This window comes from Paenibacillus solanacearum (genome assembly GCF_910593845.1).
GTDB classification, from domain to species: Bacteria; Bacillota; Bacilli; order Paenibacillales; family NBRC-103111; genus Paenibacillus_G; species Paenibacillus_G solanacearum.
Window position 1 is genome coordinate 74,301 of the sequence record NZ_CAJVAS010000001.1, and the last position, 26,582, is coordinate 100,882.

Here is a 26,582-nt window from a genome sequence, read left to right on the forward strand (position 1 = left end):
TGAAGGCGATGAGAGCTTTTAAACTAGGCATTATTACCGATGAAGTATCGCAGGATTTGGATGAAGTGATGGCATTCGCGCGCAAGTACCGGCTCGATACGATCGAAATTCGATCGATCTTCGACAAACCGGCGCATACGCTGACCGATGCGGAGATCGAGCGGATTCGCGAACGCACTTCCGCCGAAGGCATTCACGTGTGCGCGTTATCCGCGCCGATCTTCAAGTGCGATCTGGATAACGCGGAGGAGCTGGCGCAGCAATACGCCATTGCGGAGCGATGCATCGAGGTGGCGGGCAAGCTTGGAGCAACGATGATTCGCGGCTTCAGCTTCTGGGCGAAAAAGCCGTTCGAAGAAGCGGAGCCGGCGATCGTGGAACAGCTGCGCAAAATGGCGCAGCTTCTGGAAGCAAACGGCCTGCTGCTGATGCTGGAATTCGATCCGAGCGTATACGCGAGCAATGCGCGCAAGACGCGCCGGCTAATTGATCAAGTGAACGCGCCGAATTTGCGCGCCTTGTACGATCCGGGGAACGATCTGTGGGATCCCGATCAGGAGAAGCCGTTCCCTGACGGATACGAGTATTTGAAGGGAACGATCGCGCATATTCATTTGAAGGATGCGGTGCGCACGGCGGAGGGCCCGGAGGGCGTCGCCATCGGTCGCGGCGAGGTCGATTACGAGGGACTGTTCCAAAGGCTCCGCGACGACGGCTATGACGGATATTTGATCGTGGAGACGCATTACCGGCTGACGTCCAAGCTGACAGAAGAGCAGCTCAAGCGTCCGTCCGGCAGCTCGTTCTCGATCGGCGGCAAGGAAGCGTCCGAGGAGTGCATGGAGTCGCTGCTGGCGATGAACTATTTTCGTTAATTTCATAAGATCGCTTTCTTGAAAGTTACGATAAACAAAGGAGTGAATTTCCGTATGACAAGGCAGGCATGGAAATCGTTCACGGTAGAAAAGTTGCGCGTAGAAGTATATCCCGACCGCCGAGCGATGGGAGCGGCAGCCGCCGAGCAGGCGATTGCGCGGATCAAGCAGCTGCAGCGCGAGAAAGGGGAGCTGCGGATGATTTTTGCCGCCGCACCGTCGCAAAACGAGTTTCTCGCCTCGCTGGTAGCGGCCGAAGGCATCGATTGGTCGAAGATTACGGCTTTCCACATGGACGAATACATTGGGCTGCCGGAAGGGGCTCTGCAATCGTTCAGCCGCTTTCTTCGCGACAAATTGTTCGATCTCGTGCGTCCGGGCACGGTTCACTTGATCGACGGGACGAAATCGGCCGAGGAAGAATGCCGGCGCTACGCCGCGCTGCTTGGAGAAAAGCCGATCGATATCGTGTGTCTCGGCATCGGCGAGAACGGCCACATCGCCTTCAACGATCCGCCAGTCGCCGATTTCAATGATCCGCACCTTGTCAAAATCGTGGAGCTGGACCTTCCGTGCCGGCAGCAGCAGGTGAACGACGGCTGCTTCCCGCAGCTGAGCGACGTGCCGACGCACGCGATTACGCTAACGATTCCGGCGCTGGTGTCCGCGTCCCATCTGTTCTGCATGGTGCCGGGCCCGACCAAACGGCAGGCCGTGACGGAGACGCTGAGCGGGCCGTCGGGCACGCATTGTCCGGCCACCGTACTGCGCACGCATTCCGATTGCACGCTGTACGTGGACACGGAATCATGCGATTACGAAAGGTGGACGTGATTGCCGGTGGGAGAGCCAGTATCGGTTAAGGGCAAGCATTACAGGACGGGACAGCCGGTGGAAATCACGATGGAGGATGGACGAATTACCGGCGTCCTTCCATGGACGGCGGATAAGCCGGCAGACGATATCCCGTGGATCGGACCGGGCTTGGTCGATCTGCAGCTCAACGGATACCGGGCGATGGATTTCAACGCCCATCCGATTCCTTCGGGCACGACGCATAACGTAACCCGGGCGTTGTGGAACGAAGGGGTCACCGCGTATTATCCGACGGTCATTACCGGCAGCGACGAGCGGATCGCTTCGGCGGTCGCAGCGATCGCATCCGAAGCGGAGGAAGATCCCGTAACGAAGTCATGCGTGGCGGGCATCCATCTGGAGGGGCCGTTCATCTCGCCGGAAGACGGGGCGCGGGGGGCGCATGACAAAGCTTACGTCAAGGCGCCCGACTGGGATCTGATGCAGCGCTGGCAGGAAGCGGCGCGCGGCTTGATCCGCATCGTCACCGTGTCGCCGGAATGGCCGGAGGCGCCCGATTTCATTCGCCGCTGCGCCGACGCAGGCATTGTCGTGTCCGTCGGGCATACGAATGCGACGCCGGAACAAATCCGCTCCGCCGCCGAAGCGGGAGCGACCATGGTGACGCATTTCGGCAACGGCGCGCATCCGGTGCTGCCAAGGCATCCCAATTACTTATGGGAGCAGCTCGCGAGCGATCCGCTGTGGGCCTGCGTCATCGCCGACGGATTCCATCTGCCGGATGCGGTGCTGAAGGTGGTCCGCAAAGTGAAGGAAGAGCGAATGCTGCTCGTCAGCGACGCCGTCTCCTTGAGCGGCATGCCGCCCGGCGCGTATGACATGCCGGTAGGCGGGCAGGTTGTGCTGACGGAAGAAGGCCGGCTGCATCTGGCGCACGACCCGAGACTGCTGGCCGGCTCCGCGCAGCTGCTGCCGTGGGGCATCTCCCACTTGATCCGCAAAGGCATATGCGACCTTGCGGACGCGTGGGACGCCGCATCGGTGCATCCGGCGGCGAAGCTCGGTCTTCCCTCGGCGAAGGGGCTGCAAGCGGGAGCGCCGGCGGACGTCGCCGTGATGGAATGGGACGGCAGATTCCTTCGTCCGGCAGCCGTCTATAAAGCGGGCGTTAAGCGTTACGGGTAACATCATCCGAACAAAGGAGCAAAGATCATGACGATAACGACGATTGAACAGTTGGAGCAGAAGCTCGCCGAACCGTCCGAGGCTTTGGTGCGGGATATGGCGCAAATCGACGGCGATATTATGCTGCTTGGCGTCGGCGGCAAGATGGGTCCAAGCTTGGCCCGGCTTGCGATGAACGCGCTGAAGAAGGCCGGCGTGCAAAAAACGATATGGGGCGTTTCGCGGTTTTCCGAAAAGGGATTGAAGGAGCAGCTGGAGCAGGAGGGTGTCCGGACGATCGCTTGCGATCTGCTTGACGACCGGCAGATCGAGCAGCTTCCCGACGTCAAAAACATCATTTACATGGCCGGCAACAAGTTCGGCACGACGGGCCGGGAATATTTCACCTGGGCGATGAATTCCTACTTGCCCGGCCGGGTTGCGGAGAAATTCCGTCAGTCGCGCATCGTCGTCTTTTCATCGGGGAATATTTATCCGTTCACGCCGGTCGCTTCCGGCGGAGCTACCGAAGCGATCCCTCCGGCTCCGGTCGGCGAATACGGACAGTCGACGCTCGGTCGCGAACGGGTATTCGAATATTTTTCGCATAAATATGAAATTCCGATGGTCATTTACCGGCTGAACTATGCGATCGACCTGCGTTACGGCGTTCTTCTGGAAGTGGCGAAAGCGGTGAAGTCCGGCCAGCCGATCGATGTGACGATGGGACATGCGAACTGCATATGGCAGGGCGATGCGAACGAAATTGCGCTGCGCAGCCTGAACGTCTGCACGAGTCCGCCGAACGTGATTAACATCACCGGCCCGGAAACGATGTCGATGCGCTGGATTGCGCAGGAATTCGGCAAACGGCTCGGCGTGGAGCCGGTCATTACCGGGCAGGAAGCGGATACGGCGCTGCTGAACAACGCCGCCAAATCGTTCCAGCTGTTCGGCTATCCTCGAGTTTCGCTGCTGCAGATGATCGATTGGATCGCCGCATGGGTGGAGCAAGGCGGAGAGACGCTGAACAAGCCGACGCATTTCCAGGAGCGGGAGGGGAAATTTTAATGGCACAGCGCAGAGCGTTATCCGCCGAGAAGCTGCAGGCGCTTCATGAAGGGCTGGTCATTCCGGCCCATCCGCTTGCGCTGAACAGCTCGCGTCAGCTCGACGAGCGCCGCCAGCGGGCTTTGACGCGGTACTACATGGCGTCCGGCGCCGGCGGGGTCGCCGTCGGCGTGCACACGACGCAGTTCGAAATCCGCGACAAGGAAGTGGGGCTGCTCGAGCCGGTGCTGCGCATGGCGGCGGAGGAAGTGGACCGCGCGCAGCTCACGAGGCCGTTTCTCAAGATCGCCGGCATTTGCGGGCCAACCGAGCAGGCGCTAGCCGAAGCGGAGCTTGCCGCATCGCTCGGCTACGACGCGGGACTGCTCAGCATGGGCGGGCTGAAGGATTGGCCGGAGGAAGAGCTGCTGCGCCGCACGGAAGCGGTGGCCGCCGTCATTCCGGTCATCGGCTTTTACTTGCAGCCATCCGTCGGCGGACGCATATTCAGTTTCGACTTCTGGCGTAAATTCGCGGAGATTCCCGGCATCGTCGCGATCAAGATCGCGCCGTTCAACCGTTACCAGACGATCGACGTCGTCCGCGCCGTCTGCTATTCGAGCCGCCGGGACGAGATCGCGCTGTATACGGGCAACGACGATAACATCGTGAACGATCTGCTGTCGGTCTACCGGTTTCAGGTTGACGGAAAGACGGTGGAGAAGCGAATCGTCGGCGGCTTGCTCGGCCATTGGGCCGTATGGACGCAGAAGGCGGTCGAGCTGCTGGAAGAAATCAAGCGGGCGCGCGTCGAATCTTCTCTCGATGCGAGGTGGCTGACGCGCAATATCGAAGTAACCGATACGAATGCGGCGTTCTTCGATCCGGCGCACGGCTTTGCGGGCTGCATCGCCGGCATTCACGAGGTGCTGCGCCGGCAAGGGCTGCTGGAAGGGACATGGTGCCTGAATCCGGAGGAAACGATGTCCCCGGGGCAGTCGGAAGAGATCGACCGGATGTACCGCGACTACCCGCATCTGCACGACGACGCGTTCGTCCGCACACATCTTGCGGATTGGCTGCGCTAAACGGGAAAGAGAGGCGTTCCGATGCGCTTCAAGGATGTGTTCTCGATTATCGGTCCCGCCATGGTGGGACCTTCCAGTTCGCATACCGCGGGAGCGGTCCGGCTCGGCCGCATCGCCCGCAGCTTGCTGGCGGCGGAGCCGCAGTGGGCCGAGATCGGGCTGTACGGCTCCTTCGCGGATACGTATCGCGGGCATGGAACCGATCTGGCGCTCATTGGCGGGCTTCTCGGGTATGACCCTGACGACGCCCGCCTCGTTCGTTCGGCGGAGGAAGCGGAGCTCGCCGGCTTGAAAGTAACGATCAAGCCGTTCCATAGCCCGGCGGCCCACCCGAATACGGCGGAGATCCGGCTCGGCGCCGCCGATGCGGTCATGACCGTCCGCGGGGCGTCCATCGGCGGCGGCAATGTCGAGATCGAACGCGTGAACGAGTTCGATGTGCGGTTTACCGGCAGCTATCCGACGCTGCTCGTCTTCCATGTCGACCGCAAGGGGATGATCGCGGAGATCACGGCCTTGCTAAGCGGCAGCGGCATCAATATCGGCAGTATGGACGTTGACCGGGACGGCCGCAACGGGAATGCGCTGACCGTCATCGAGGCGGATGCGGCGCTGCCCGGCGACTTGCTCTCCGGCATTGCGGCGCTGCCTGACGTTCAGTCGCTCCGATGGATCCAGACGATGGAGGGAAAGCCATGAGAATTCGGACGTTGGAGCAGCTCGCCCGTCTGTGCGAGAACGAAGCGAAGCCGATTGCACAGCTTATGCTTGAGGAGCAGGCGCGGGAATCGGGCCGAAGCGCTGAGCAGGAATTCGCCAAGATGGCAGCCTACTATGCCATTATGAAGGAAGCGGTGCGCAAAGGACTGACGGAGCCGACGCGGTCCCGCAGCGGACTGACCGGCTTCGACGCGCAGCGCATGTCGGCCTATGCCGCAAGCAGCGAGCCGCTGCTCGGTGGGGCGAGCGCGCTGTCGCTGGCGTATGCGCTTGCCGTATCGGAGGTGAACGCTTCCATGGGACGCATCGTCGCAACGCCGACGGCAGGCTCCTGCGGGATCATTCCCGGATCGTTCGTCAGCGTGCAGGAACGGTTCGGCTGGAGCGATGAGCATATGGTCGCCGGCCTGTTCTGCGCCGGCGCGATCGGCTACGTGATCGCGAATAATTCATTCGTGTCCGGCGCCGAGGGCGGCTGCCAGGCGGAGGTCGGCTCGGCGATCGGCATGGCCGCCGGTGCGTTGGTCGAGCTGCGCGGGGGGACCCCGCAGCAGGCGGTTCACGCCGTAGGCCTGGCGCTGAAAAATACGCTCGGCCTCATCTGCGACCCGGTTGGCGGCCTGGTCGAAATTCCTTGCATCGTCCGCAACGGTTTTGGCTCCGTCACCGCGCTGGCGGCGGCCGATATGGCGCTCGCCGGCGTCCGCAGCGTCATCCCGTCGGACGAAGTGATCCAGGTCATGCTCGAAGTGGGCGGAAGCATGCCGGAGAAGCACCGCGAGACGGCGAAGGGCGGGCTGGCGCAAACGCCCACCGGGCGCAAAATCATGAAGGAGCTGTACGGCAAAGCGGACAAGGGCGGCCAGGAAAACAAGGAAGGCCCGGATAGCACGGGCGGCACAAAAAGCAAGAATAACAACGAAAGCCAGTCCAGCAAGGACAACGAAGATAGCAAGGCCAGTAAGAACAGCGGCTCTGCGGGCGATACGGGTTCTCCGGGGCCGGCCGCCGATTCGAAAGGGGAATCATCATGATAACGTTAGCGGAACACCTGCTGCGGCAGAGCAAGGAGCTGGAGGGCAAGCTGACGGCGTTTCGCCGGGACTTGCACCGCTACCCGGAGCTCAGCACGCACGAAGCGGAGACGGCGGGAAAGGTGGCGGCCGAGCTGCGCAAGCTCGGCTACACGCCGACCACAGGCGTCGGGGGACACGGCGTTGTGGCCGAGCTCGCCGGGGATCGGCCGGGCCCTGTCATCGCGCTGCGCGCCGATATGGATGCGCTCCCGATCCAGGAGGAGACCGGCCTGCCCTATGCTTCGGCCCGCCCTGGCGTGATGCACGCTTGCGGCCATGATGGTCATACGGCCATGCTGCTCGGGGCGGCCGAGCTGCTCATGCGCAACCGGGATCGGCTCGCGGGCTCCGTCCGGCTGCTGTTCCAGGCGGCGGAGGAAATCAACGCCGGGGCCAAAGCGATGATCGCGGACGGCGTTCTCGAAGGCGTCAGCGAAATCTACGGGCTGCACAATTTGCCGACGCTGCCCGCCGGGCAAATGGCAATCCGCTACGGCGCCTTGATGGGATCTGTCGACCGGATCGAGCTGACGCTGGAAGGCAAGGGCGGTCACGGCGCGATCCCGGACCAAAGCATCGATCCGATCGTCGCCGCATCGGCGATTGTGATGGGGCTGCAGACGGCGGTATCCCGCGAGATGTCGCCGTTCGAGCCTGCGGTCGTCACGATCGGCAGCATGCATGCCGGCGAAGCGAACAACGTCATTCCGCATCAAGCGAGGCTGACGGGAACCGTGCGCACGTTCTCCGAGGCGGCGAGACAGTCGATGCCCGGCAGGCTGGACCGGCTGATCGGCGGAATCGCTCAGGCGTACCGGTGCAAGGCCGAGCTGCGGTATATCAACCAGACGGCCGTGCTCGTCAATCACGATGGCCCGGCGGAGCAAGTGGAGCGAATCGCGGACCTGATGCTCGGCGCGCACAACCGGAAAGTCGCCGAGCCGACGATGGCCGGCGAAGACTTCTCCGAATATTTGCTGCACGTGCCCGGCAGTTTTTTCTGGATCGGCTCGGGACCCGATCGCGAGGCGGAGCGCGCCTACGGCCTGCATCATCCGAAGTTTGCGCTGAACGAGGCTTGCCTGCCGTACGGTGCGGCGCTGCTTGCCGCCATTGCGCTGCTGCGCAGCGGACAGCAGCCGGATTGACGAGGGGAGAAAGAGGAATACGATGCATACATGGCGTATTTATGAAGAATACGCCTTTTTAGGTATCATGAACCTAAGGAGTGACGATTCATGAAGCATGTGGAAACGGCTTACAGCAGCGAGTATGCGGAGCACCGGCTGATCGATTTTTTCGTGCCGGATCGCCCGAACGGCGCCTGCCTGCTCTTCATTCATGGGGGAGGCTGGTCTGCCGGCAACAAACGGCAGTGGCACAGCGTGGCCCGCTATTTTTGCGAACGGGGCTATGTGTGCGCATCGGCCGGATACCGGTTAGCCCCGGATTACGTATTTCCGAGCCAGCTGGAGGATGTGCGGCTTGCGATGCAATATGTGAAGCGGCAAGCCACGGCATACGGCTATGCCGCAGACGCGGTCGCCGTCGTGGGCTCCTCGGCGGGAGGCCATTTGGCGGCAATGCTGGCAACGGTCCCGGCCGGCGACCCGCTGGGAGCGACGGCGGAGCTGACGGACCTGAACACCGTACCGCGAGCGGCCATTTGCTACTGTCCGGTGACGACGCTGTTCATGAAGCGCGATTTTGTAAACGTATTCATGGGCGCGACGGCGGAAGAGGCGCCGGAGCGATTCCGCATCGCATCGCCGGTGCACCGCCTGGATCGTATGGAAGGCGCTTTGCCTCCGTTCCTGTTTTTGCAGGGGGATCACGATCCGACGACAACGCTGGCGGATACGTCCGACATGTGCGGCAAAATCAATGCGTCCGGCGGGAATGCCGATCTGATCGTGCTGCCGGGGGTCAAGCACGGGTTCGGCTACGGCACCGAAACGGCGGCGCAGCAGCTGAGCGTCCGGTACGTCGAATTGTTTCTACAGAAGTACGGATTATAGGATCGGATCCTCCCATTTTCTCTCTTTGGCAGCAGTGTATTTTTCGACATTTTATCGCAACCCCAAGCCATTGTTTCCGCTTACAAAGCAGGATATGCTAGGGGAAGAAACGATATCTAGCGCATGAAGAGAGGGGTTGTCACACATGAGAAAAAGAAGAGCAGCCATCGCGTCTACGCTTCTGCTCGCGGTTATGGCATCGGGCTGTAGCGGAGGCGCTCCGGCGGATTCCGGCAGCAAGCCTGCAGGGGACAAAGCGGGAGGGCAAACGGGTGCCAAGTTCAAAAACGATCCGGTTGACATCACGTTTTACTTGACAAGCAACAATATTGCCGAAGATAAATTTATGGAGACATACGGCAATAAAATCAAAGAAAAGCTGCCTCACATCAACGTCAAATACATTATGCAAAAGGACAGCAAAACGTTGCCGGAACTGCTGACGGCCGGGCAGTCGTTCGACATTATGATCAGCTCCGTCGGGCTGACGCAGAACTTTTTGACAACCTACGATCTGCAGTACGATATCAGCGATTTGATCAAAAAATACAATTACGACCTCGGCAAGCTCGAGCCGAGCACCATCGAAATTCAAAAAGGCTTTGCGAACGGCGGAATCTACGGGATGCCGGTCAGCACCACGTCCGGCGCACTGTTCTACAACAAGGACTTGTTCGATAAATTCGGCGTTCCGTATCCGAAGGACGGCATGACGTGGGACGAATTGTACGAATTGGCCCGCAAGATGACGCGCAACGAAGGCGGCGTGCAGTACAAGGGGCTGACCATGTCGTTCCAGCATTTGCTGCTGCTGGATCAGAACTCGGTCAACCCGCTGGATCCGAAGACGTTCAAGACGAATATCACCAGCGAAGAGTTCAAGAAGTCGTTCGAGAATTTGGCCAGGTTTTTCAAAATTCCGGGTAACGAAGTGCCGGGAACGAAGTACGCGCTGGCGACCCAAACGGACCCGTTCCTCAAAAATATGACGTCCGCCATGTACGCTTCGCTGAGCGGAACCCGGCCGGAAGGAATGAACTGGGACATCGCGCAGCTTCCGTTTCTCAAGGAAAAGCCGGGTGTCGGTCCGCAATCGTACCCGACGTATTTCTATATTACGCAGACGAGCAAGAACAAGGACGCGGCGTTCCAGGTGCTTGACTACATTACGTCCGAAGAATTCCAGCGGTTCATCGTTCGGGCCGGGACCGCGAATACGATCTTGAGAGACGGATCGAAGCTGGCTGCCGATCTCGGAGTGGACGATCCGAAGCTGAAGGGGAAAAACATCAAGTCGTTGTTCCCGCAAACGTACGCATCGCCGACGATCAAGACGAAATATCAAAGCTTCGTGGAGACCGAGCTGTTCACGGCGCTGATGGAGTATCAGAAGGGCACGGACGCCAATACGGCGCTCCGGTCGGCAGCCGAACGCGCCGACAATAAGATTCAGGCCGAGATGAAAAAGTAAAGTTCGCCGGCCACAGCGAGGGGCTGTTTCAATTCCAATTGAGACAGCCCTCCTGCCTGCGGATCACAAGGAATATGAAGGAGGATATCATCGTGAACGAAGAAGCGTCCGCAAGCCCGAAAACGCCGGAGACGGCGTGCATTTACAGCAGCAGGGAGGCGTGGGAAGCCGCTCTGAACGTCAAACAGAAGGACCGCCCCGAATTTCAATACGTGGACATCGATCCGTCGCTTGACTCCGTGCTGTTGATCGGCGACTCCATCTCGATGGGGTACACGGTGACGGTCCGGCAAGCGTTGGCCGGAAGGGCGAACGTATGCCGTATCCCGGTCAACGGAGGAGATTCGGCCCGGGGGCTTCAGTGGCTGGACCGCTGGGTCGGGAGCATCCCATGGCGGGTGATCCACTTCAACTGGGGCTTGCATGATTTGAAATATTTGCGGGACGGCGAGCTCGACTTTGCCGGCCAGCTCGTGAGCACGCCGGAACAGTACGAAACGCAGCTGCGCAAACTTGCCGCACGACTGCAGCAGACCGGCGCCACACTGATCTGGGCGGCGACGACGCCTGTGCCGGAAGGCGCGGGCGGACGTGTGCCCGGCTCGGAGCTAACGTATAACGAACGCGCAGCGAAGGTGATGCATGAGCTCGGGATCGCCGTCAACGACCTGCACGCGCATATAGCCGAACGGCTTGACGGGAATCAGCTTCCGCGCAATGTTCATTTTACAGATGGTGGATATGCGCTGCTCGGCGCGAAAGTGACGGAAGTGATCGCACGCGAGCTTTAAGCGTTGCCGTAAAGCGTAAAGCAGCAATGGAAGTCCAATTCATGAAAGGGGAATGCGGGTTGAGCGATCATCCTCACAATCGGGAGCCGGTACAACCGGAAGGAACGCGCAGAACGATCAGCAGGCGCAAGCTGCTCGCGTCAATCGGTTTAACGGGTGCAGCTGCCGTTGCCGCAGGCTATGCCGGGTTCATGCAATCGGGAAGCGCTCCGGCGCAGACGAATGCGGCGGAACAACCGGAGAGGAGGAAGGACATGATCTATTTTCTGACCGTAGGGGATTTGAAGGCTGCCGCTTCGGGACTGTCGGACGGCATGCTCGTTCGGACGATGGGTTATTACGAGCCCGGCGACGGCGGAGGCGCGGAATACGTCATCGCATCGACCAACGTTCCCGAAGACGGCGGAGCCATCCACAAGCTGCAGGGCGGCTTGATGGCGAGACTGCTTCCCGGACCTTACATCAATTACAAGATGTTCGGCGTCGTCGGCAACAAAACGAACGATGACGGCGAACAAATCAAGAAGGCGCATACATACGCCAATTTGCGCAAGCTGCCGGTATTGAACCCGAGCGGCGAATATTGGATCAAATCGGCGCATACGATCCCGATCCAAACCTCTGTGCAATGGGGCAGCACGATCTTCCATATCGACGAGAGTAAGAGCACGAAGACGAATCCGCGCTTCGTCGTCAACCCGTCGAAAAATCCGATAACGATCAGCTTAAAGCCCGAAGAGAAGACGGCGCTGCTCAAACGGCTGAAGCCGGGCACGACGCTGATCCCCGAGCTCGCGCAATATAAAAATTGTCTCGTGGTTGTCGCGGACAAAAACGACTTGATCGGCGCCCGCAGCGGCTATGAGAATCAGACGGGCTGGGCGAGGGAAGATTTCTTCTACGTCGACGAGTACGGCCGCATCATGGGCGATCTGGCATGGACGTTCAAGGACATCACCAGCCTGACGGCATACCCTTGCGACGAAAACGTGCTGACGATCGATGGCGGGACGTTCCTCGTCTCCGGCAATTTGCCCGGTCAAAAGTATGACGGCTATTATTGGAGCGGCATTCAGATCAAACGCAGCCGGACGGTCCTTCGCAACCAGTTCGTAGGGCTTGAGCCGGGAATGAAAGACGTTTCCCTGCAGGCGCGTTTCGGATTTTTTTATTTCAACCTCGTCTATGACGTGCTGCTGGAGAACGTGAAGCTGATTCCGTGGGAGCAGGACCGCGGCGGTCCGGGCAAAGACGTAGGCGCCGGTACGTACGGGATCGGCGGGGCGCGCGTGCTCAATCCGGTGTTTCGCAACGTGACAGCCGAGGGCAGCCTGGTGCATTGGGGCGTCTTCGGAACGAATCTGATGAAAAACTTCCGCATCCAGAACTGCCGTCTCAACCGGATCGACGTGCATTTCCACTGCTGGAACTTGTATATACAGGACACGGAGGTCGGGTACCGGGGCATCTCCGTAACCGGCGGCGGCGATTTGATCATCGAAAATTCGAAGCGCTACGGCGGCGGTCAATTCATCAATTACCGCAGAGATTTCGGGGCTAAATGGGACGGACATATTCGAATCCGCAACTGCCGGCTGCTGCTGACGGACGATGTGGAGGCTTGTGTGCTGTACCATACGCCGGCGCAGTTCAACTACAAATATCCGATCGGCTTCGGACGGAGCATCGTGATCGACCATTTTATTTTCGATTACACGGCGGTGCCGCAAGCGGTCAAGCCGGCCTGGGTGATGAAGCTGCCGGCGTTCTCGAAGACGAGTCCGGATGACCGGTTGTTTTTCCCGCAGCTGATCCAGTTCTCCAATGTGCTCGTCGACGGTAGAGAGCGGGGCGTACGGCTGTTTGACATTAAGGATTCCGCAGGATACCGGCTGTCGCGCAAAGGGAGCTACAACGCGTCCGAAGGGCTGAAGCACAACTGCATCATGAAGTTCGATAACGTGATGCTCGACGAACTGCCTCCCGTGACTGCAGAGCAGACCGACGGAGCGCATCTCCTTCTGCAGTCGCCGGACCAAGCGGAGCGGGATGAATACTCGCTGTACCCGAAGATCGAGCTGAAGCAGTGCGCTAACCTGTACGCGATCGTGCAGAACACGCCTGCGGATCTATCGCTCAAGGAATGCGGCATTCGCGGGATACAAGCAGCCGGCCTCAAGGGCAAGCCGCACCAGGGTCGGCTCGCCATGGAGAACTGCGCGTTCGAGGCGGCGTTCGCGCAGGACAAAGGCGACTTCTGCAAGCTGGATTCCGAAGGCGGGACATCGTTCCTGCACTGCGTCATTCGCACACCGGTCATCGCCGGGCAGGCCAAGCCGGAGCTGATGGACCGATACGGCTTTATCGCGTACAACCGCTATGTGAAGCATAGCCATTTGCGCACGACGTTGTCGGAAGGCTTGCTTCGTTCCAAGCCGAAGCTGCTGCCCGAATTCGCCTCCATGCTGAATAGCCGGTCGGAGAGCGACCCGATTTATCCGATCCGGTTGTCAGGATCATCTTCCGAGCGGCCGGATACGGAGGCGGGACGTATCGTTCCCGGCTTCGTGTATTATGATACGGATTTGGCGCAGCCGATCGTATGGGATGGAGCCAAATGGAAGGCGCTGGGCAGAACGGTCCAGACGCTGGCCTTTTATGCCCAAGCGAACAAGGGCGCCCTCTCCGGCGCGAAAATGAAGCGGGCGGAGCATCATCCGACCGGCGAATACGTCATGGCGGCGGACGGCCAGGTGGAGACGTATGCCGTCGCGTACATCGGCGGGGAATCCGCCGGAGCCGCCGCCTGGGAGATCATACTGACGCGCAACGGAGCGCCGTGGATTGAAGGCATCGCAGGCGAGACGGCCGCTAACGGCTCGGCTGCAGGCAGCGTTGCCGGCGAGACGCAATTCCAGGCCGGAGACCGCATCGGCGTCGTCGTGACGAATTTCAGCGCGGACGGCGATCCGGAAGCTTACTTGTCTTGCGAACTCGGCATCCATGCGTTTCGTTACGTTTAGCATCCTAGGTCGACAAAGGAAACAACATAATGCAAAGAAGCTGCAATCACCGAACGTTCGGGTGGTTGCAGCTTCTTTGTCTTGGTCAGTAATCGCGCAGGCATGTTGGCAAGCGAACGGTGAGCGTGAGCGCATCCGGAAGACCCTTCGGGACGCGGCAAAGCGGCAGCGGCGACTGTGCGCCTGCAAAGAGGCGCACATCACGACGCTTGCGGCGGTTTCGCCGCATTAACCGGTGCCGATGCGCGCCACCCGCTCGCAGATGGAGTCTTCCTCCTCCATTTGCGACCAATACAGCTTCAGGATGACGTTCAGTTCGCCGAGCTGCTTCAGGCTCAATTGCAGGTCCGTGTAGAGTCGATACGAGGGAATGATTTCCCGGTACATATGGAAGCGGTACGGCTCTGGATCGCCGGCTTCCACCCGCCATTCCGCCGAGCTTCTTCGCGCGGGCAGCGTCATGGATGAGCTGCGGATGAGCTGCTGGCCGTTTGGGCCGGCCATAAATTCCGCAAGCATGACCGCTTCGCGCTTGACGCGCGAGCCTGCGTTCACACCGACGCCGAGCGTCAGCAGCATTGTAACCGGCTGCTCGGAATAAGGGAGCGGGGCTATGTCCATTGGGAATGTAGCCGTTTTCAGCTTGTTCAAGCTGAAGTAAGTCGTCATGATCATCGATACTTTTTCGTGCAGGAACAGCTCCTCTGCATCGGAATCGTTCTCGGAGAGGAAGCCCGACAGCGCATTGCGCTTTTGCAGCAGCTCCCTGCAGGTGCGGATGCCCGCGATGAATTTGTCGCGGTCGAACGATAGACCGCCTTCGGGATGCCGCTCGAACCGGACGCCGCTCTGCATTAGAAATATCGGCCAGCGGTTGTAAGAGAATAGGTGGAAGTAAAAGCCGAGCCGTTTCTTCGAGTGCTCCAGCCGCTCCGCATTGCGGAATAATTCCGACCAAGTCCAGCTGCTGTCCGGCTCGCTCAGCCCGCTCTCCCGAAAATGATTTTTGTTATACAGCAGCACGATCGGAGAGAAGGCGACGGGCTTCACATAGAGCGAACCGCCCTGCGTATAGGCTTTGTTCAGAAACGGATACGCATGCGCGTCCGGCTCGAGCGGCTCCAGATTGCCCAGCCCATTGTGCTCGGCAAAGTCGATATAATCCCGATACGACATGGTGAACGCATCCAGCATGCCGCTTGCCATGTATTGTCTGGCCGTATCGTAATAGCGCAGCGACGGCAGAGGAATACGTTCGACCGTAATATCCGGATGAAGCTGTTCAAAGGTGCGAAGCAGGGACGTCAGTTCGATATCGCGCTCGACTACGTTCTGGACGCCAAGCCTAACGATGGTGCGCTGGCGGTTCGTGGAAAGGCGCGGGTCGGATATTTTGTTTCCGACACGCGGAATTTTTTCCACGAGCCCTTCGTCGACGAGCACGGCGAGGGCAGCGCGCACGGATTTATTGCTGAGGGCGAATTGGCCGGCCAGGTTCAGCTCGGAAGGCAGATAGTCGCCGGGCTTCCGCTTGCCGCTCACGATCTCGTCCCGTAAGCTGGCGATCATCGAATCCAGCCGGTGTTTGAATGATTCGCGATCCAGGCTCTGCTTCATGAATTCCTCCTGCGGTGGCATGTGTGGCACATCATCTTGTAAGTAAAGCATACACAAATCGGTGCGCTTCTTCAATAAAAATATAAACTACATATAAATTACATAAAGACATATAAATGATTTGACAGAAAATAAAGGTCAAAAATATAATGAAAACATAAAGCAGAAGTGAGTTAGAAAACATGTTGACGAAAGAATCAGATGCAGTGTAGTTTCCCATTCGTACATTAGACGGGTGTTCTGATGTACCGCCGGTCAGTCGGCCGCTCCATCAATACGAGTTCCGATAGGAGGGATTTCATGGTTACGAATGTTTCCGGTCGTGCAGCTGCGGCCGAAGCTTCTTCGTATGCGAAGGTGAAAGTCGGGATCGTTTGTCACGAAACGGCGGTGCCGGATTTCCAGGCCGCGCTTCGCACGGTTCCCGCTGCGGTGCCCCTGTTCCAGACGTATCGGTATCGCGACCAAGCATTGGAGGCAGCCGGCAAACTGGCCGGCGAGGCGGAGGCGCTGCTGTTCTCGGAGCCCGACGCATACCGGTCAGCCCAACAACTGATTGCGATGTCCGTTCCATCGGGCTGCGTCGCGTTGTCCGGAACGAGCTTCCTTCGCGCGCTGTATAAGGCCGAACGGAAGTTTGCCGGCACCGGCTTATCGGTGGATACCGTAGCGAAGCGTCAGGCAGAGCAGCTGTGGACGGAGCTCGGGGAATACTCCAGACCGCTGTATTGCTGTGATGAAGACGTGATGGCCGATCCGGCCGAGGTTGTTGATTTTCACCGCTGCTTGCTGGCGCAAGGGCACACCGGGATCGCTTTGACCGGCATGCGGCATGTCGCCGACGAGCTGAGCCGCATCGGGGTGCCGAGCGAATGGATCGCACCGGCCGGTCAAGATGTCGCCGTTTCCTTGAGCCATCTCGTTTCGGCCGCCGGCATGCAGAGCCAATCGTCGCAGATTGTCATCGGGATTGTTCGTCTGTCCCCGGCCGCCTGCGAGCCGGAGCCCTCAGCCGCCGGCGCCAAGGAGCGGGAGCGCGACATTCGCCGGACGCTCGCTTCATTCGCGGAATCGCTCGAGGGCGAGTTTACGCAGCTGAACAGCCAGGAATACATGTTCGTCACGCTGCGCCGCCAGTTCGAGCACGTGACTCACGGCTGCCGTAAAATTCCGCTGGCCAAAGAAGTGGAGCGGCTGTTCGGCCTGTCGCTCAATATCGGCGTCGGCTTCGGCTCCACCGCACGGCATGCAGGAGCGCATGCTCGAATGGCGCTCGCCCGCTCGCTGCAGGCGGGCAGCGGCACGGGCTTTATCGTCCGCGAAGACCGCGGCGTCATGGGACCGCTCGAAATGACGGAGCCGCCGAAGCTGGATTTGACGCTTATTCCGCCGGACCGGCTGCGTCGCGCGGAGCGGGCGGGCATGTCGGCGGCTTATTTGAGCAAGCTTATGGTCGACGTGATCCGCAGCGGTGAAACGCGGTATACGGCCGACGAGCTGGCCGAGCTGCTCGGCGTTACGCTGCGGACGGCGCACCGGCTGCTGGTGCTATGGATGGACGACAAGATGGCAACGATCGTCGGGGAACAGCGTCCTGCCGGCAAAGGCAGACCGAAGCAAATTTTCAATCTCGTATTTTTGGCAGAAATGACGAAGGGTATGGTGTCCGCCTGATGCACCAGCCCGTAGGAATAAAGCTGAATTTCGATACGGAGGTTCACTATGGGGGCCACACATGGTTTACAAGCGAATATACGGCTTGAAATGGAGCAGGTGTTGGCCGATTTCGTTCCCGTCCTGCAATCATGGACCGAGAACGGCACCGACCGGCTGATCGATCCTTTCGAAACCGTGTACAGCGAAAATTACGCACCGGCAAACGCAGCGGTCATTTATGCATCGGTCTACCGGAGTTCGGGGAATCCGATACATCTGGAGAGCTGTCTGGCGATGGTTCGGAGATCGGCGGAGCTGCTGCGCATTCGAGCGGGGATCAGTCCCTTTTGCCGGGTGTTTTTGTACCATTACAGCATGATGGCGCTCCTGCTCTTGCCAGACGAAGCGCGGAGCGGGGTTACGGGCGAATTCGCGGAGTTTTATGCCCGCTACGAGGATGACTGTAAGCAGGTGAATACGAACTGCGCCGCTTTGCAGTGGGGATCGGAGCTGTATGTGCAAAGTCTTGGTTTTCGCGAAGCGGACGGGGCCAAACTGGAGCATTTGCTTCAGTATATAGAACGGGCGCAGTCACCGGAAGGGTTTATTAACGACGAAGTTACGCATGCGGCGGCGCTGGACGGCATGCCGATCGCGTATCATGCCTTTACATTATTTCTGTTGTTCTCCTCGGTCGTTGCAGCCGGCGGCCGGCTCCCTGCGCAAGGGGAGCCTTGTCAAGCACGGGCGTTCACGATCATCGGTCGCGGATTAACGTGGCTGATGCATTGCGCGACGGAGGACGGCACGTTCGCCATGATCGAGCGCAGCAGTCATCAAATGTTCACATGGGGAGTCTACGTGGCGCTGTTAAGCGGCAGCACGGCGGACAACGACACTGCGTTATTCCGCAAGGCATGGGAATATTGGCTGAGCTTCCGCCACGAAGACGGAAGCTACGGCTGCACCCCGAACTGGCTGCCGCACGAGCTGCGAACCGGATTTGAATCCTACACGCACGTCAATATGTACAATAATCTCGGTTTGACCGGCATCGCGGTGGCGCTCAAGGTGTTGGAAGCTCCGGATGCGTGGCGGGATAAGCTGCCCCTGTTTCAGATCCAAAGCGATTGTGCATTCATCGATGAAGATAGCGGTTATGCCTTCTTCCGCAAAGGAATGCACTATATGGCCTGCTCGCTGCGCATGCATAACCGTAAATATGCGCCGGCCATGCAAGGCTTCCATTACCGGATGAGCGGCATCCGTTTTCCGCTGGCCGAACCGCGATTCAAAGCGGCTGATGTCGACAATCGACAGTTTTTGGCGGAAGGCGTTTGGGAAGGATTTTTGCTCAAGGATGCGGCAGGGGCATTATATTTTCCCGATTCAACGGATAATGTCGATGCGCAGTTTACGGACGTGGGCATCGAGCTGCTCCTTGACACGCCGCAGTACCGTTGTACGAAACGTATTTCCACTGTAGAAAACGGTTTTTCCTGGCGGTACAGGATCGAGCTGAAGCAGGATTTCGCGGATTGCCGGCATGTGCTTCCCTTCATCGTGCACGACGGCCGAAACGGCACCAAGGTGCTCGAGAAATCGGCCACGCGAATGGACGTGGCGTACCGCGGGCAGCGCTTCACCTTAACGTGCAGCCGTTCGGATCAAATCGGGATGCAGCTATATCGTTCGCTGCTTTCCGTTTCCGGGGCGGCCGCCAATGTCCATGCCGTCATCACCGGGCCGTATGAGGCGGGAGCCGTGCTGGAATGGGAGACAAGGCTGCAAGTTCGGTACGATCAGGAAGGAGGGGATTGAGATGAAAGCGTTATTCGCCTATGAAGGAAATGTCGTCGTCAAGGACGATGAGGTGCCCGCGCTTCAAGGCGACGATATGGTACTGATCCGCACGGCTTACTCCACCGTTAGCCCGGGAACGGAGATGACGGCGGTACGGCGCAGCAAGCAATCGCCGCTGCAGCTCGGTTATTCCGCAGCCGGTGTTGTGGTGCAGGCGGGAGCGAACGCCGCCGCCGAGTTCCCGCCGGGACGGCGGGTTGCCTGCTACGGCGGTCCGTACGTCAGGCATGCGGAATATTTGGCGGTGCACAAGCATTTGGTCGCAGCCGTGCCGGATCATGTCACTTTGGCTGAAGCTTCAACAGCGGGGCTCGGCACGATCGCCGTTCATGCGGTCAGGCAAGCGTCGCTGCAGTTCGGCGAAACGGTCGTGGTCGTCGGGCTCGGCATCCTCGGCCAAATTATTGCGCGGATCTGCCAGGCCGCTTGCCTGCGGGTCGTTGCCTGCGATCTGCTTCCGGCCCGGCGCAAAGCGATGCGGGGAACCCCAGGGATCCACGTGTGCGAAGGGCTGGAGGAAGTCGGCCGGATCGTAGCCGATCTCTCCGGAGGACTCGGCGCGGACGCGGTGCTGCACTGCGCGAGCGGACAGCAAAGAGAGCTCCTCGACGCAAGCTTCGAGTGGATTCGCGACCGCGGGAAAGTCGTCATCGTCGGCGACCTGAACATGGAGTTCACGAGAGCCAAGATGTTCAAGAAGGAAGCGCAGGTGCTTATTTCCAGAGCCGGGGGTCCCGGAAGGTACGACCCGATGTACGAGGCGAGCGGCTTCGATTACCCGGAGGGGTACGTTCGTTGGACGGAGGGGAGGAATTTGCAGGAGTACATCCGCCTGCTGGCCGGACGTCATATCGACATCGGTCCGCTGCTGAACCACAGCGTGACGCTGTCGGAAGCGTACGCCGTATACGGCATGTATAAGAACGATCCTGCCAGCATCTTGGGCGCCGTCATCGCATACGAAACCGCAAATTAAAGGAGTGCTGCCTTTATGGAATCATTATTGAACATTGGCCTGATCGGTCTGGATACGTCGCATGTGCTTCATTTCTCCAAGCTGCTGAACGACAAGAGCCACGAGTACCACGTTCCGGGCGGACGGGTGACGGTCGCGTTCCCCGGCGGCTCTCCGGATTTCGAGCTAAGCCACACACGGGTCGAAGGCTATACCGCCCAGCTTCGCGATGAGCTCGGCGTGCGCATCGTCGCTTCCCCGGAGGAAGTAGCCGAAGCGTGCGACGCGATCATGCTCGAGTCCGTGGACGGGCGCGTGCATTTGGAGCAGTTCCGGGCGATCGCGCCGCTGCGCAAGCCCGTCTTCATCGATAAACCGCTGACCGTGCGCTTGGACGAGGCGCAGGAAATCGCTGCGCTGGCGAAGCAGTACGGCATCCCGGTGATGAGTTCCTCGGCGCTGCGGTTTGCGGAAGGAATGAAAGAAGCGCAAAGCAAGCAGGAGCTCGGTGACATCATCGGCGCGGACTGCTTCGGACCGATGGCGATCCAGCCGACCCAGCCGGGCTATTTCTGGTACGGCATCCATTCGATCGAGATGCTGTTCGCTTTGCTCGGAGGCGGCTGCGCCGAGCTGACGGCCCGCGCCAACGACGATCACGACTTGATTACGGCGGTATGGCAGGACGGACGAATCGGTACCGTGCGCGGCAACCGCAAGGGCAACAACAAATTCGGCGGAACGGTGCATCGCCAGAAGGCTTCCCATTTTATCGACGTGTATGCCAACCCGAAGCCGTACTACGCAAGCTTGCTCGAAAGCGTCATCCGGTTGTTCCAAACCGGCAAGCCCGATGTCTCCCTGGAGGAGACACTGGAAATTATTCGTTTCATCGAAGCGGCCAACGAAAGCCGCAGCACCGGCAAAACGGTACGTCTCGGCTGAATCGGCCGCTTAATTCATGAATGAGGTGATCCCCATGGAAAAAAGAACACGCTTCGCACTGGTCGGAGCAGGAGTCATTTCGACAAGCCATGCCAAAGCGATAACCCCGAATCCGCGCGCCGAGCTTGTGGCGGTATGCGACGTAGATAAGGACAAAGCGCAGAAGCTTGCCGATACATACGATATCCCGGCGGTATATCAAGATTTCGAACAAATGCTGAAGCGCGACGATATCGATGTCGTCAACATTTGCCTGCCGAGCGGCATGCATGCCGATTTCACGGTAGCTGCAGCTCAGGCCGGCAAGCACGTGCTCTGCGAGAAGCCGCTCGACATTACGAAAGAAAAGATGGACTTGATGATCAGCGAAACGCGCAAACGCGGCGTAAAGCTCGGCGTTATATATCAACGGCGTACGTTCCCGGCGGCCATTGCGACGCGCAATGCGATTCGGGAAGGCAAGCTTGGCACGATGGTGCTCGGTGACGCGTATCTGAAATATTACCGCAGCCCCGAATATTACAAAAGCGCGGGCTGGCGCGGTACTTGGGCGCTGGACGGCGGCGGCGCGCTCATGAATCAAGGCGTTCACGGCATCGATTTGATCCAGTGGATGATGGGCGATATCCACTCCGTATTCGCTCATTCCAAAGCGCTCGTGCGCGATATCGAAGTGGAGGACACCGCCGTGGCGGTCGTCAAGTACAAGAGTGGCGCATTCGGTGTCATTCAAGGCACGACTTCGGTATATCCGGGGCAGGAGACGCGCTTTGAGGTGCACGGGGAACGCGGGTCGATTATTTTCGGCGACAGCGGGTTCAAACAGTGGAAAGTAATGGACAGCGACGAGACGGCGCCGCAAGTGGAAGGGACGGCTTCGGCCAGCAGCGACCCGCGCAACATTTCCGCTAACGGTCACTTCATTCTGGTGGACGACATGATTCAGGCGATTATGGACGACCGCGACCCGATGGTTACCGGGGAGGAAGCGAGAAAGGCCGTCAGCGTCATCTTGGCGATTTACGAGTCGGCTCGCGAGGGCAAAGAAGTCGTAATCGGCTGAGCGAGCTTCTCCCAGCAGCATGGCATGAATGGTATCGTAAACGGAACTTTGCCCGGCAAAGGGCGGGTTGCAACGAAGCGAAGAAGCGTCTGCGGCGAACAGCCTCAGGCGCTTTCGTTTTTTCGATGCGGCGGTTGCGGCGATTTTTTATTGTGATACCGAAGGATACATGGTAATATAATAAAAAATTAACAAATTTATGGTTTTTTTCATGAAACGAGAGGAGGATACAATCTTCATTTATGATCAACCAAGTTAAGAAACACGGAATGAAGTTCGCTGGATTCGTCATTGTAAGCGCTCTACTGATTACTGCTGCTTGTACCCAGATCAGTCCGGAGCCCCAACAAACGGCAGCACCGCTGCCGAAGGAGGAGCAGAAGGACGACGCGCCGCCGCTCCGCACGAAGGAAGTATTCGATACGGAGAAATACAAGGGACTGCTGCAAATTCATTATTTTCATCTGAAGGATACGAAGGTAGGGACGGGTGACAGCTACCTGATCACGACGCCCGACGGCAAAAACATGCTGATGGATGCCGGGATCGCCAGTGCCGGTTGGCAGGTCGTCCGATATTTGGACCAGCTCGGAATCAAGGAGCTGGATGCGGCGTACAACACGCACCCGCATACCGACCATCTCGGGGGCTTCGCCGAGGTGCTGAAGGCGAAGGATGCGAAGGTTTATTACAGGCAAAGCCATGAATACACCGCATCCAGCCAGTACCGCAATACGATAGCTCAGATAGAACGCAAGAAAATTCCGCAAAAGGTGTTAAAGACCGGCGACACGTTCATGCTCGGAAACGAAGTGAAGTTCGAGGTACTTAGCCCGAACGTCGAGAACGTCAATTCGGTGATCAAAGACAACGAGGCTCCAACCATCAACTTTTATTCGTTAGTCGTCAAGATGACCTACAAGGATACGTCGTTTATATTCCCTGGCGATATTTACAAGGATCGGGAAGCCGAGCTGGCGGAGAAATTCGGCAGCAAGCTGAAGGCGGATTTCGTACATGCGCCGCACCATGGCCACGCGACGTCTTCCTCGCCGACCTGGGTCGATGCGGTAATGCCGAAGGTCACCGTGCTCAGCAACAATATTTTCAGCAGTCTGGAAATTTTGAAGCGGTACGAGAGGAAAGGCGCAGAAGTCTATTCCACCGGTCTGAACGGTAATATTCTCATTACCTCGGACGGCAAGAAGCTGAGCGTGGTCACGGAGAAGGATCGGGTAGATACGAAAAAAATCAGATAGCCGGACATCGAGCGTTCCGCCGAGTCCCGGACAGACAGAGGTTTTTGCCGGATCAGACCGGCAGGAACCTCCGTCTTTTTGCATGATGGCGTGCTTGCTCCGCCCTACTTGCCGTGGCGCGTCTCCTCCCGATATTTGGCGGGCGTAATCCGCATCAGCGCGTGGAATGTTCTTGTAAAATAGTGCACCGACCCGAAGCCGGTCCGGTCCGCAATGTCCTGGATCGGGCAGTCGCTGTTCTTCAGCAGCAAAGCGGCCTGCCGGACCCTTTCCCGGCGCAAATACGACGTGAACGTCTCGTGGATGCCTGAGGAAAACAAGCGTGATAAATGCCGCTCCGATATATTCAGGGAGGCGGCGACGACCGGTAGCGTGAGCGGCTCGGACAAGTTGTCGCGAATATAGAGCCGGGCTTGGTGCAGCATGGCGCCTGCGGAGCTTGAGGGCTGCATGGGACGCTGCGACTCTCCGCCGAACAGCGCCGGAAACGACAAAATCAGCGCCATGGCGGCGTGGGACAGCGCGGATGCAGGCACTGACGGAGCGCCTCCGTCGGGAATAAGGAGCGATCTCCAGAGCAGCGAAGCGGGATGCGCTTCGCCTTCCTTCTCGATAACGATAATGTTCTCCTGCCGGGCCAGCAGGCGAAAGTCGTCGGCTAGGCTGGACGCCGTTGCGTTCTCGTCCACTTCAAACGCAACGAACAGCAGTTCAAGCCCGCTCGTTACGATCTGGTGGTATACGCCGGGGCGCGAGCAAAACCATGTTCCCCGGCCGATCGGATGCACGGCATCCCGGTCCTGGTACGTGCCTTCCCCGTTCAGCACATAGCATATTTCGAAGAAAGAATGTTTGTGGTACGGATTGGAGACCAGCCGGCCGGATACGCCCCAATAGTGGACCTTGAACGCCGCATCCGAACCCCGCAAATCAAAGGCATACCTGCGCAGCCTCGCTTCGCTTTCCTTCCAGCGGTACATGGAATGCCTCCCCCTCGAAATGTTGACCTTCATGGCGTAATCGGACAAAAAGTTGACCTCTCCGGGCAAAGACAGCCCGTTCCAAGCCGATTTATAATGCAGAGGAAATCGTCGGTTCACGACAAAGCGGGAGGGTTTTCCATGATTAAACCACAGGATGTGCAATTTTACAATGATAACGGCTACTTGCTTGTTCGCGGGGTGTTCTCGGAGGACGAAACGGAAGCGATGAGGAAAGCGGTCGACCGCATCATCGAAAGGGCAGCCGCATGGAAGTCGGGGCAAAATCATGCGTGGCAGGGCGACTTTATGCCGCCGGAGGAGCTGAAGAAGCTCGTGCTCAAAGGCTTTCACGATATGCATTATCATGACGCCTGCTTCCTGCAGGCGCTCGCTCACCCGAACATGACCGCGGTCTTGTCGCAGCTGATCGGACCGAATGTACAGCTCCATCATTCGAAAATGCTGGTGAAGCCGCCGGAGAACGGGGCCGCCTTTCCGATGCATCAGGACTATCCGTACTTTCCCCACGAGAAGCATACGATGCTGGCGGCGAGCGTACATCTGGACGATGCCGATGACACGAACGGTTGCCTCCGCGTCATTCCGGGCTCGCATAAGCAAGGGGCGCTGCCGCATGTTGGGGCGCATTATTTGAACCATAAGGAGTATCCGATCTCGATGGGGACGCTTTGCCCTGCCAAGGCCGGCGACGTGTTGTTTTTCAATTACTTGACGATCCATGGCTCCGACGTGAATCGCAGTCAGCGCTTCCGGCGAAACGTGCTGTTCCAGTATCGGGACGCATCCGATTTTCCGGTGAAAAAAGCGCATTTCGATTGGGGCATGGGACTGATGGTGTGCGGCGAAAATCCGCATTTCGATAAAGTGAAGCCGGCTTACCAAATCGTCTGATCGCCGCAACGGATGGAAGCGGCCTCCAGATGTCAGACGCGTTCTGACGTTTGGAGGCTGTTTTGCATGTGTGGGAACATTTGTTTGCGTTCATACCGAAGCGAAGGCATTACAATTCCGGCCCATGCATTGCGCGGTATTGCGCAAACAGGATATTGTCATTATAGTGTAACGAAAGAAGCAGACATGATGCAGACAATAGGCAGTCCATATATAGTCAACCACGGAGGGGATTACCTTGACATTGCAGCAGTTGAAATACGTGATCGAGGTGGCGAATCAAGGCTCCATCAACGAAGCCGCGAAGCGGTTGTTTATTTCTCAACCAAGCTTGTCCAATGCGATCCGGGATTTGGAAGAAGAAATGCAAATCGCAATATTCGAGCGGTCCAACAAAGGGATCTCCTTGTCCAAGGAGGGCGTGGAGTTTCTCGGCTATGCCCGCCAGGTGGTCGAGCAGGCAGAGCTGCTCGAAAGCCGGTACTTGAACGCCAAGCCGTCGCCGCAGCATTTTTCCGTCTCGACACAGCATTATGCTTTCGCCGTCAACGCTTTTGTCAACTTGATCCGCGAATACGGCCAGGAGGAATACGATTTTGCGCTGCGCGAAACAAAGACGTACGAAATTATCGATGACGTCAAGCGGATGCGCAGCGAGATCGGGATCTTGTATTTGAACGAATTTAACGGCAAAGTGATCAATAAGCTGCTGAAGGAAGCGAACCTGCAGTTTACGAGCTTGTTTACGGCGAAGCCTCATATTTTCATCAGCATTCGCAATCCGCTGGCCAAGCAATCGATCGTCACGCTCCAGGAGCTGGAGCATTATCCGTATTTATCGTTCGATCAGGGCGAATACAACTCGTTCCATTTTTCGGAGGAGATTCTCAGCACGGTGACCCGGACCAAGAGCATTCGCGTCAACGACCGGGCGACGCTGTTCAATTTATTGATCGGGCTCAATGGCTATACGATCTCGACCGGCGTGCTGAGCGCCGACTTGAACGGCAACGAGATCATTCCCGTGCCGCTGGACTGCAAGGAAACGATTAACGTCGGCTGGATCTCGCATCGTAACGTGTCGCTATCCAAGCTCGGCGTGGCGTATATTCAAGCGCTCACGGACGTTTTGTCGCCAAGCTGACGCTATAGGTTTGGGCTATGGCCAGGTATAGTTTAATCGAGTTACGTTATACCCAGCTATTCGTGGTATCTTTCTTGTAAACAAACCGCAAGG

General features: G+C 58.5%; 21 protein-coding genes and 1 pseudogene. 20 read left to right on the forward strand and 2 right to left on the reverse strand.

Annotation, left to right across the window (positions count from 1 at the left end):
- Nucleotides 1-8: 8 nt before the first annotated feature.
- From KXG62_RS00255 to KXG62_RS00310, 12 genes and pseudogenes are all read left to right on the forward strand, one after another.
- Nucleotides 9-875 (forward strand): sugar phosphate isomerase/epimerase family protein, encoded by an 867-nt coding sequence (locus KXG62_RS00255; RefSeq protein ID WP_218089896.1) that lies wholly within the window; start codon nucleotides 9-11, stop codon nucleotides 873-875.
- A 54-nt stretch (nucleotides 876-929) separates the two neighbouring features.
- Nucleotides 930-1,709 (forward strand): glucosamine-6-phosphate deaminase, encoded by a 780-nt coding sequence (locus KXG62_RS00260; protein ID WP_218089897.1) that lies wholly within the window; start codon nucleotides 930-932, stop codon nucleotides 1,707-1,709.
- 6 nt (nucleotides 1,710-1,715) lie between these two features.
- Nucleotides 1,716-2,876 (forward strand): N-acetylglucosamine-6-phosphate deacetylase, encoded by a 1,161-nt coding sequence (locus tag KXG62_RS00265; RefSeq protein WP_246627230.1) that lies wholly within the window; start codon nucleotides 1,716-1,718, stop codon nucleotides 2,874-2,876.
- 33 nt (nucleotides 2,877-2,909) lie between these two features.
- Nucleotides 2,910-3,926, forward strand: coding sequence for an NAD-dependent epimerase/dehydratase family protein (locus tag KXG62_RS00270; RefSeq protein ID WP_218090284.1), 1,017 nt, complete (start codon nucleotides 2,910-2,912; stop codon nucleotides 3,924-3,926).
- Entirely contained in the window at nucleotides 3,926-4,993 is a 1,068-nt protein-coding gene (locus KXG62_RS00275) for a dihydrodipicolinate synthase family protein (protein WP_218089898.1), read from the forward strand. Before KXG62_RS00270 ends, KXG62_RS00275 begins: the two co-directional genes overlap by 1 nt.
- A 21-nt stretch (nucleotides 4,994-5,014) precedes the next feature.
- Entirely contained in the window at nucleotides 5,015-5,692 is a 678-nt protein-coding gene (gene sdaAB, locus KXG62_RS00280; RefSeq protein ID WP_218089899.1) for an L-serine ammonia-lyase, iron-sulfur-dependent subunit beta, read from the forward strand.
- Nucleotides 5,689-6,567, forward strand: a pseudogene (sdaAA, locus tag KXG62_RS00285) (L-serine ammonia-lyase, iron-sulfur-dependent, subunit alpha); the annotation flags it as partial. The gene sdaAB and the pseudogene sdaAA, both read left to right, overlap by 4 nt.
- 176 nt (nucleotides 6,568-6,743) lie before the next feature.
- Entirely contained in the window at nucleotides 6,744-7,937 is a 1,194-nt protein-coding gene (locus KXG62_RS00290; protein ID WP_218089900.1) for a M20 metallopeptidase family protein, read from the forward strand.
- A 90-nt stretch (nucleotides 7,938-8,027) separates the two neighbouring features.
- Nucleotides 8,028-8,807 (forward strand): alpha/beta hydrolase, encoded by a 780-nt coding sequence (locus KXG62_RS00295; protein WP_218089901.1) that lies wholly within the window; start codon nucleotides 8,028-8,030, stop codon nucleotides 8,805-8,807.
- Between the two features lie 145 nt (nucleotides 8,808-8,952).
- Nucleotides 8,953-10,278 (forward strand): ABC transporter substrate-binding protein, encoded by a 1,326-nt coding sequence (locus tag KXG62_RS00300; RefSeq protein ID WP_218089902.1) that lies wholly within the window; start codon nucleotides 8,953-8,955, stop codon nucleotides 10,276-10,278.
- Nucleotides 10,279-10,370: 92 nt separating this feature from the next.
- Nucleotides 10,371-11,069 (forward strand): SGNH/GDSL hydrolase family protein, encoded by a 699-nt coding sequence (locus KXG62_RS00305; protein ID WP_218089903.1) that lies wholly within the window; start codon nucleotides 10,371-10,373, stop codon nucleotides 11,067-11,069.
- A 59-nt stretch (nucleotides 11,070-11,128) separates the two neighbouring features.
- A complete protein-coding gene (locus KXG62_RS00310; RefSeq protein WP_218089904.1) occupies nucleotides 11,129-14,092 on the forward strand; it encodes a hypothetical protein in 2,964 nt (987 codons plus the stop codon).
- Between the two features lie 228 nt (nucleotides 14,093-14,320).
- On the opposite strand, the gene KXG62_RS00315 is transcribed toward KXG62_RS00310, so the two are convergent.
- On the reverse strand, nucleotides 14,321-15,709 hold the full coding sequence (locus KXG62_RS00315) for an extracellular solute-binding protein (protein WP_218089905.1): 1,389 nt from the start codon (nucleotides 15,707-15,709) through the stop codon (nucleotides 14,321-14,323).
- 300 nt (nucleotides 15,710-16,009) lie between these two features.
- On the opposite strand from KXG62_RS00315, the gene KXG62_RS00320 reads away from it, so the two are divergent.
- The 6 genes from KXG62_RS00320 to KXG62_RS00345 all read left to right on the forward strand — a co-directional run bounded on the left by KXG62_RS00320 (nucleotide 16,010) and on the right by KXG62_RS00345 (nucleotide 23,450).
- Nucleotides 16,010-17,383 carry a hypothetical protein gene (locus KXG62_RS00320; RefSeq protein ID WP_218089906.1) on the forward strand — a complete coding sequence of 458 codons (1,374 nt, stop codon included), beginning with the start codon at nucleotides 16,010-16,012 and terminating at the stop codon, nucleotides 17,381-17,383.
- A gap of 48 nt (nucleotides 17,384-17,431) precedes the next feature.
- Nucleotides 17,432-19,186: a hypothetical protein gene (locus KXG62_RS00325; RefSeq protein ID WP_218089907.1), complete on the forward strand. Its 1,755-nt coding sequence runs from the start codon at nucleotides 17,432-17,434 to the stop codon at nucleotides 19,184-19,186.
- Between the two features lies 1 nt (nucleotide 19,187).
- Nucleotides 19,188-20,204 carry a zinc-dependent alcohol dehydrogenase gene (locus tag KXG62_RS00330; protein WP_218089908.1) on the forward strand — a complete coding sequence of 339 codons (1,017 nt, stop codon included), beginning with the start codon at nucleotides 19,188-19,190 and terminating at the stop codon, nucleotides 20,202-20,204.
- A gap of 15 nt (nucleotides 20,205-20,219) precedes the next feature.
- Nucleotides 20,220-21,128, forward strand: a complete 909-nt coding sequence (locus KXG62_RS00335) for a Gfo/Idh/MocA family protein (protein WP_218089909.1) — start codon at nucleotides 20,220-20,222, stop codon at nucleotides 21,126-21,128.
- A 34-nt stretch (nucleotides 21,129-21,162) separates the two neighbouring features.
- Nucleotides 21,163-22,191, forward strand: coding sequence for a Gfo/Idh/MocA family protein (locus KXG62_RS00340; protein ID WP_218089910.1), 1,029 nt, complete (start codon nucleotides 21,163-21,165; stop codon nucleotides 22,189-22,191).
- A gap of 242 nt (nucleotides 22,192-22,433) precedes the next feature.
- On the forward strand, nucleotides 22,434-23,450 hold the full coding sequence (locus KXG62_RS00345; protein ID WP_218089911.1) for a ComEC/Rec2 family competence protein: 1,017 nt from the start codon (nucleotides 22,434-22,436) through the stop codon (nucleotides 23,448-23,450).
- A 104-nt stretch (nucleotides 23,451-23,554) separates the two neighbouring features.
- On the opposite strand, the gene KXG62_RS00350 is transcribed toward KXG62_RS00345, so the two are convergent.
- Nucleotides 23,555-24,430 (reverse strand): AraC family transcriptional regulator, encoded by an 876-nt coding sequence (locus KXG62_RS00350; RefSeq protein WP_218089912.1) that lies wholly within the window; start codon nucleotides 24,428-24,430, stop codon nucleotides 23,555-23,557.
- Between the two features lie 141 nt (nucleotides 24,431-24,571).
- Here KXG62_RS00350 and KXG62_RS00355 point away from each other — a divergent pair, with 141 nt between their 5' ends.
- Together KXG62_RS00355 and KXG62_RS00360 are read left to right on the forward strand one after the other, a co-directional pair.
- Entirely contained in the window at nucleotides 24,572-25,345 is a 774-nt protein-coding gene (locus KXG62_RS00355; protein ID WP_218089913.1) for a phytanoyl-CoA dioxygenase family protein, read from the forward strand.
- 238 nt (nucleotides 25,346-25,583) lie between these two features.
- Nucleotides 25,584-26,489 carry a LysR family transcriptional regulator gene (locus tag KXG62_RS00360; RefSeq protein ID WP_218089914.1) on the forward strand — a complete coding sequence of 302 codons (906 nt, stop codon included), beginning with the start codon at nucleotides 25,584-25,586 and terminating at the stop codon, nucleotides 26,487-26,489.
- The last annotated feature ends 93 nt before the right edge of the window (nucleotides 26,490-26,582 follow it).

Bases quoted from the DNA above. Each gene is read 5' to 3' on its own strand.
- KXG62_RS00330 (WP_218089908.1), top strand. From the start codon at position 19,188: ATGAAAGCGTTATTCGCCTATGAAGGAAATGTCGTCGTCAAGGACGAT.
- KXG62_RS00255 (WP_218089896.1), top strand. From the start codon at position 9: ATGAGAGCTTTTAAACTAGGCATTATTACCGATGAAGTATCGCAGGAT.
- KXG62_RS00315 (WP_218089905.1), bottom strand. From the start codon at position 15,709: ATGAAGCAGAGCCTGGATCGCGAATCATTCAAACACCGGCTGGATTCG.
- KXG62_RS00355 (WP_218089913.1), top strand. From the start codon at position 24,572: ATGATTAAACCACAGGATGTGCAATTTTACAATGATAACGGCTACTTG.
- KXG62_RS00325 (WP_218089907.1), top strand. From the start codon at position 17,432: ATGGGGGCCACACATGGTTTACAAGCGAATATACGGCTTGAAATGGAG.
- KXG62_RS00275 (WP_218089898.1), top strand. From the start codon at position 3,926: ATGGCACAGCGCAGAGCGTTATCCGCCGAGAAGCTGCAGGCGCTTCAT.
- KXG62_RS00260 (WP_218089897.1), top strand. From the start codon at position 930: ATGACAAGGCAGGCATGGAAATCGTTCACGGTAGAAAAGTTGCGCGTA.
- KXG62_RS00290 (WP_218089900.1), top strand. From the start codon at position 6,744: ATGATAACGTTAGCGGAACACCTGCTGCGGCAGAGCAAGGAGCTGGAG.
- KXG62_RS00345 (WP_218089911.1), top strand. From the start codon at position 22,434: ATGATCAACCAAGTTAAGAAACACGGAATGAAGTTCGCTGGATTCGTC.
- KXG62_RS00320 (WP_218089906.1), top strand. From the start codon at position 16,010: ATGGTTACGAATGTTTCCGGTCGTGCAGCTGCGGCCGAAGCTTCTTCG.
- sdaAB (WP_218089899.1), top strand. From the start codon at position 5,015: ATGCGCTTCAAGGATGTGTTCTCGATTATCGGTCCCGCCATGGTGGGA.
- KXG62_RS00295 (WP_218089901.1), top strand. From the start codon at position 8,028: ATGAAGCATGTGGAAACGGCTTACAGCAGCGAGTATGCGGAGCACCGG.
- KXG62_RS00340 (WP_218089910.1), top strand. From the start codon at position 21,163: ATGGAAAAAAGAACACGCTTCGCACTGGTCGGAGCAGGAGTCATTTCG.
- KXG62_RS00350 (WP_218089912.1), bottom strand. From the start codon at position 24,430: ATGTACCGCTGGAAGGAAAGCGAAGCGAGGCTGCGCAGGTATGCCTTT.
- KXG62_RS00300 (WP_218089902.1), top strand. From the start codon at position 8,953: ATGAGAAAAAGAAGAGCAGCCATCGCGTCTACGCTTCTGCTCGCGGTT.
- KXG62_RS00335 (WP_218089909.1), top strand. From the start codon at position 20,220: ATGGAATCATTATTGAACATTGGCCTGATCGGTCTGGATACGTCGCAT.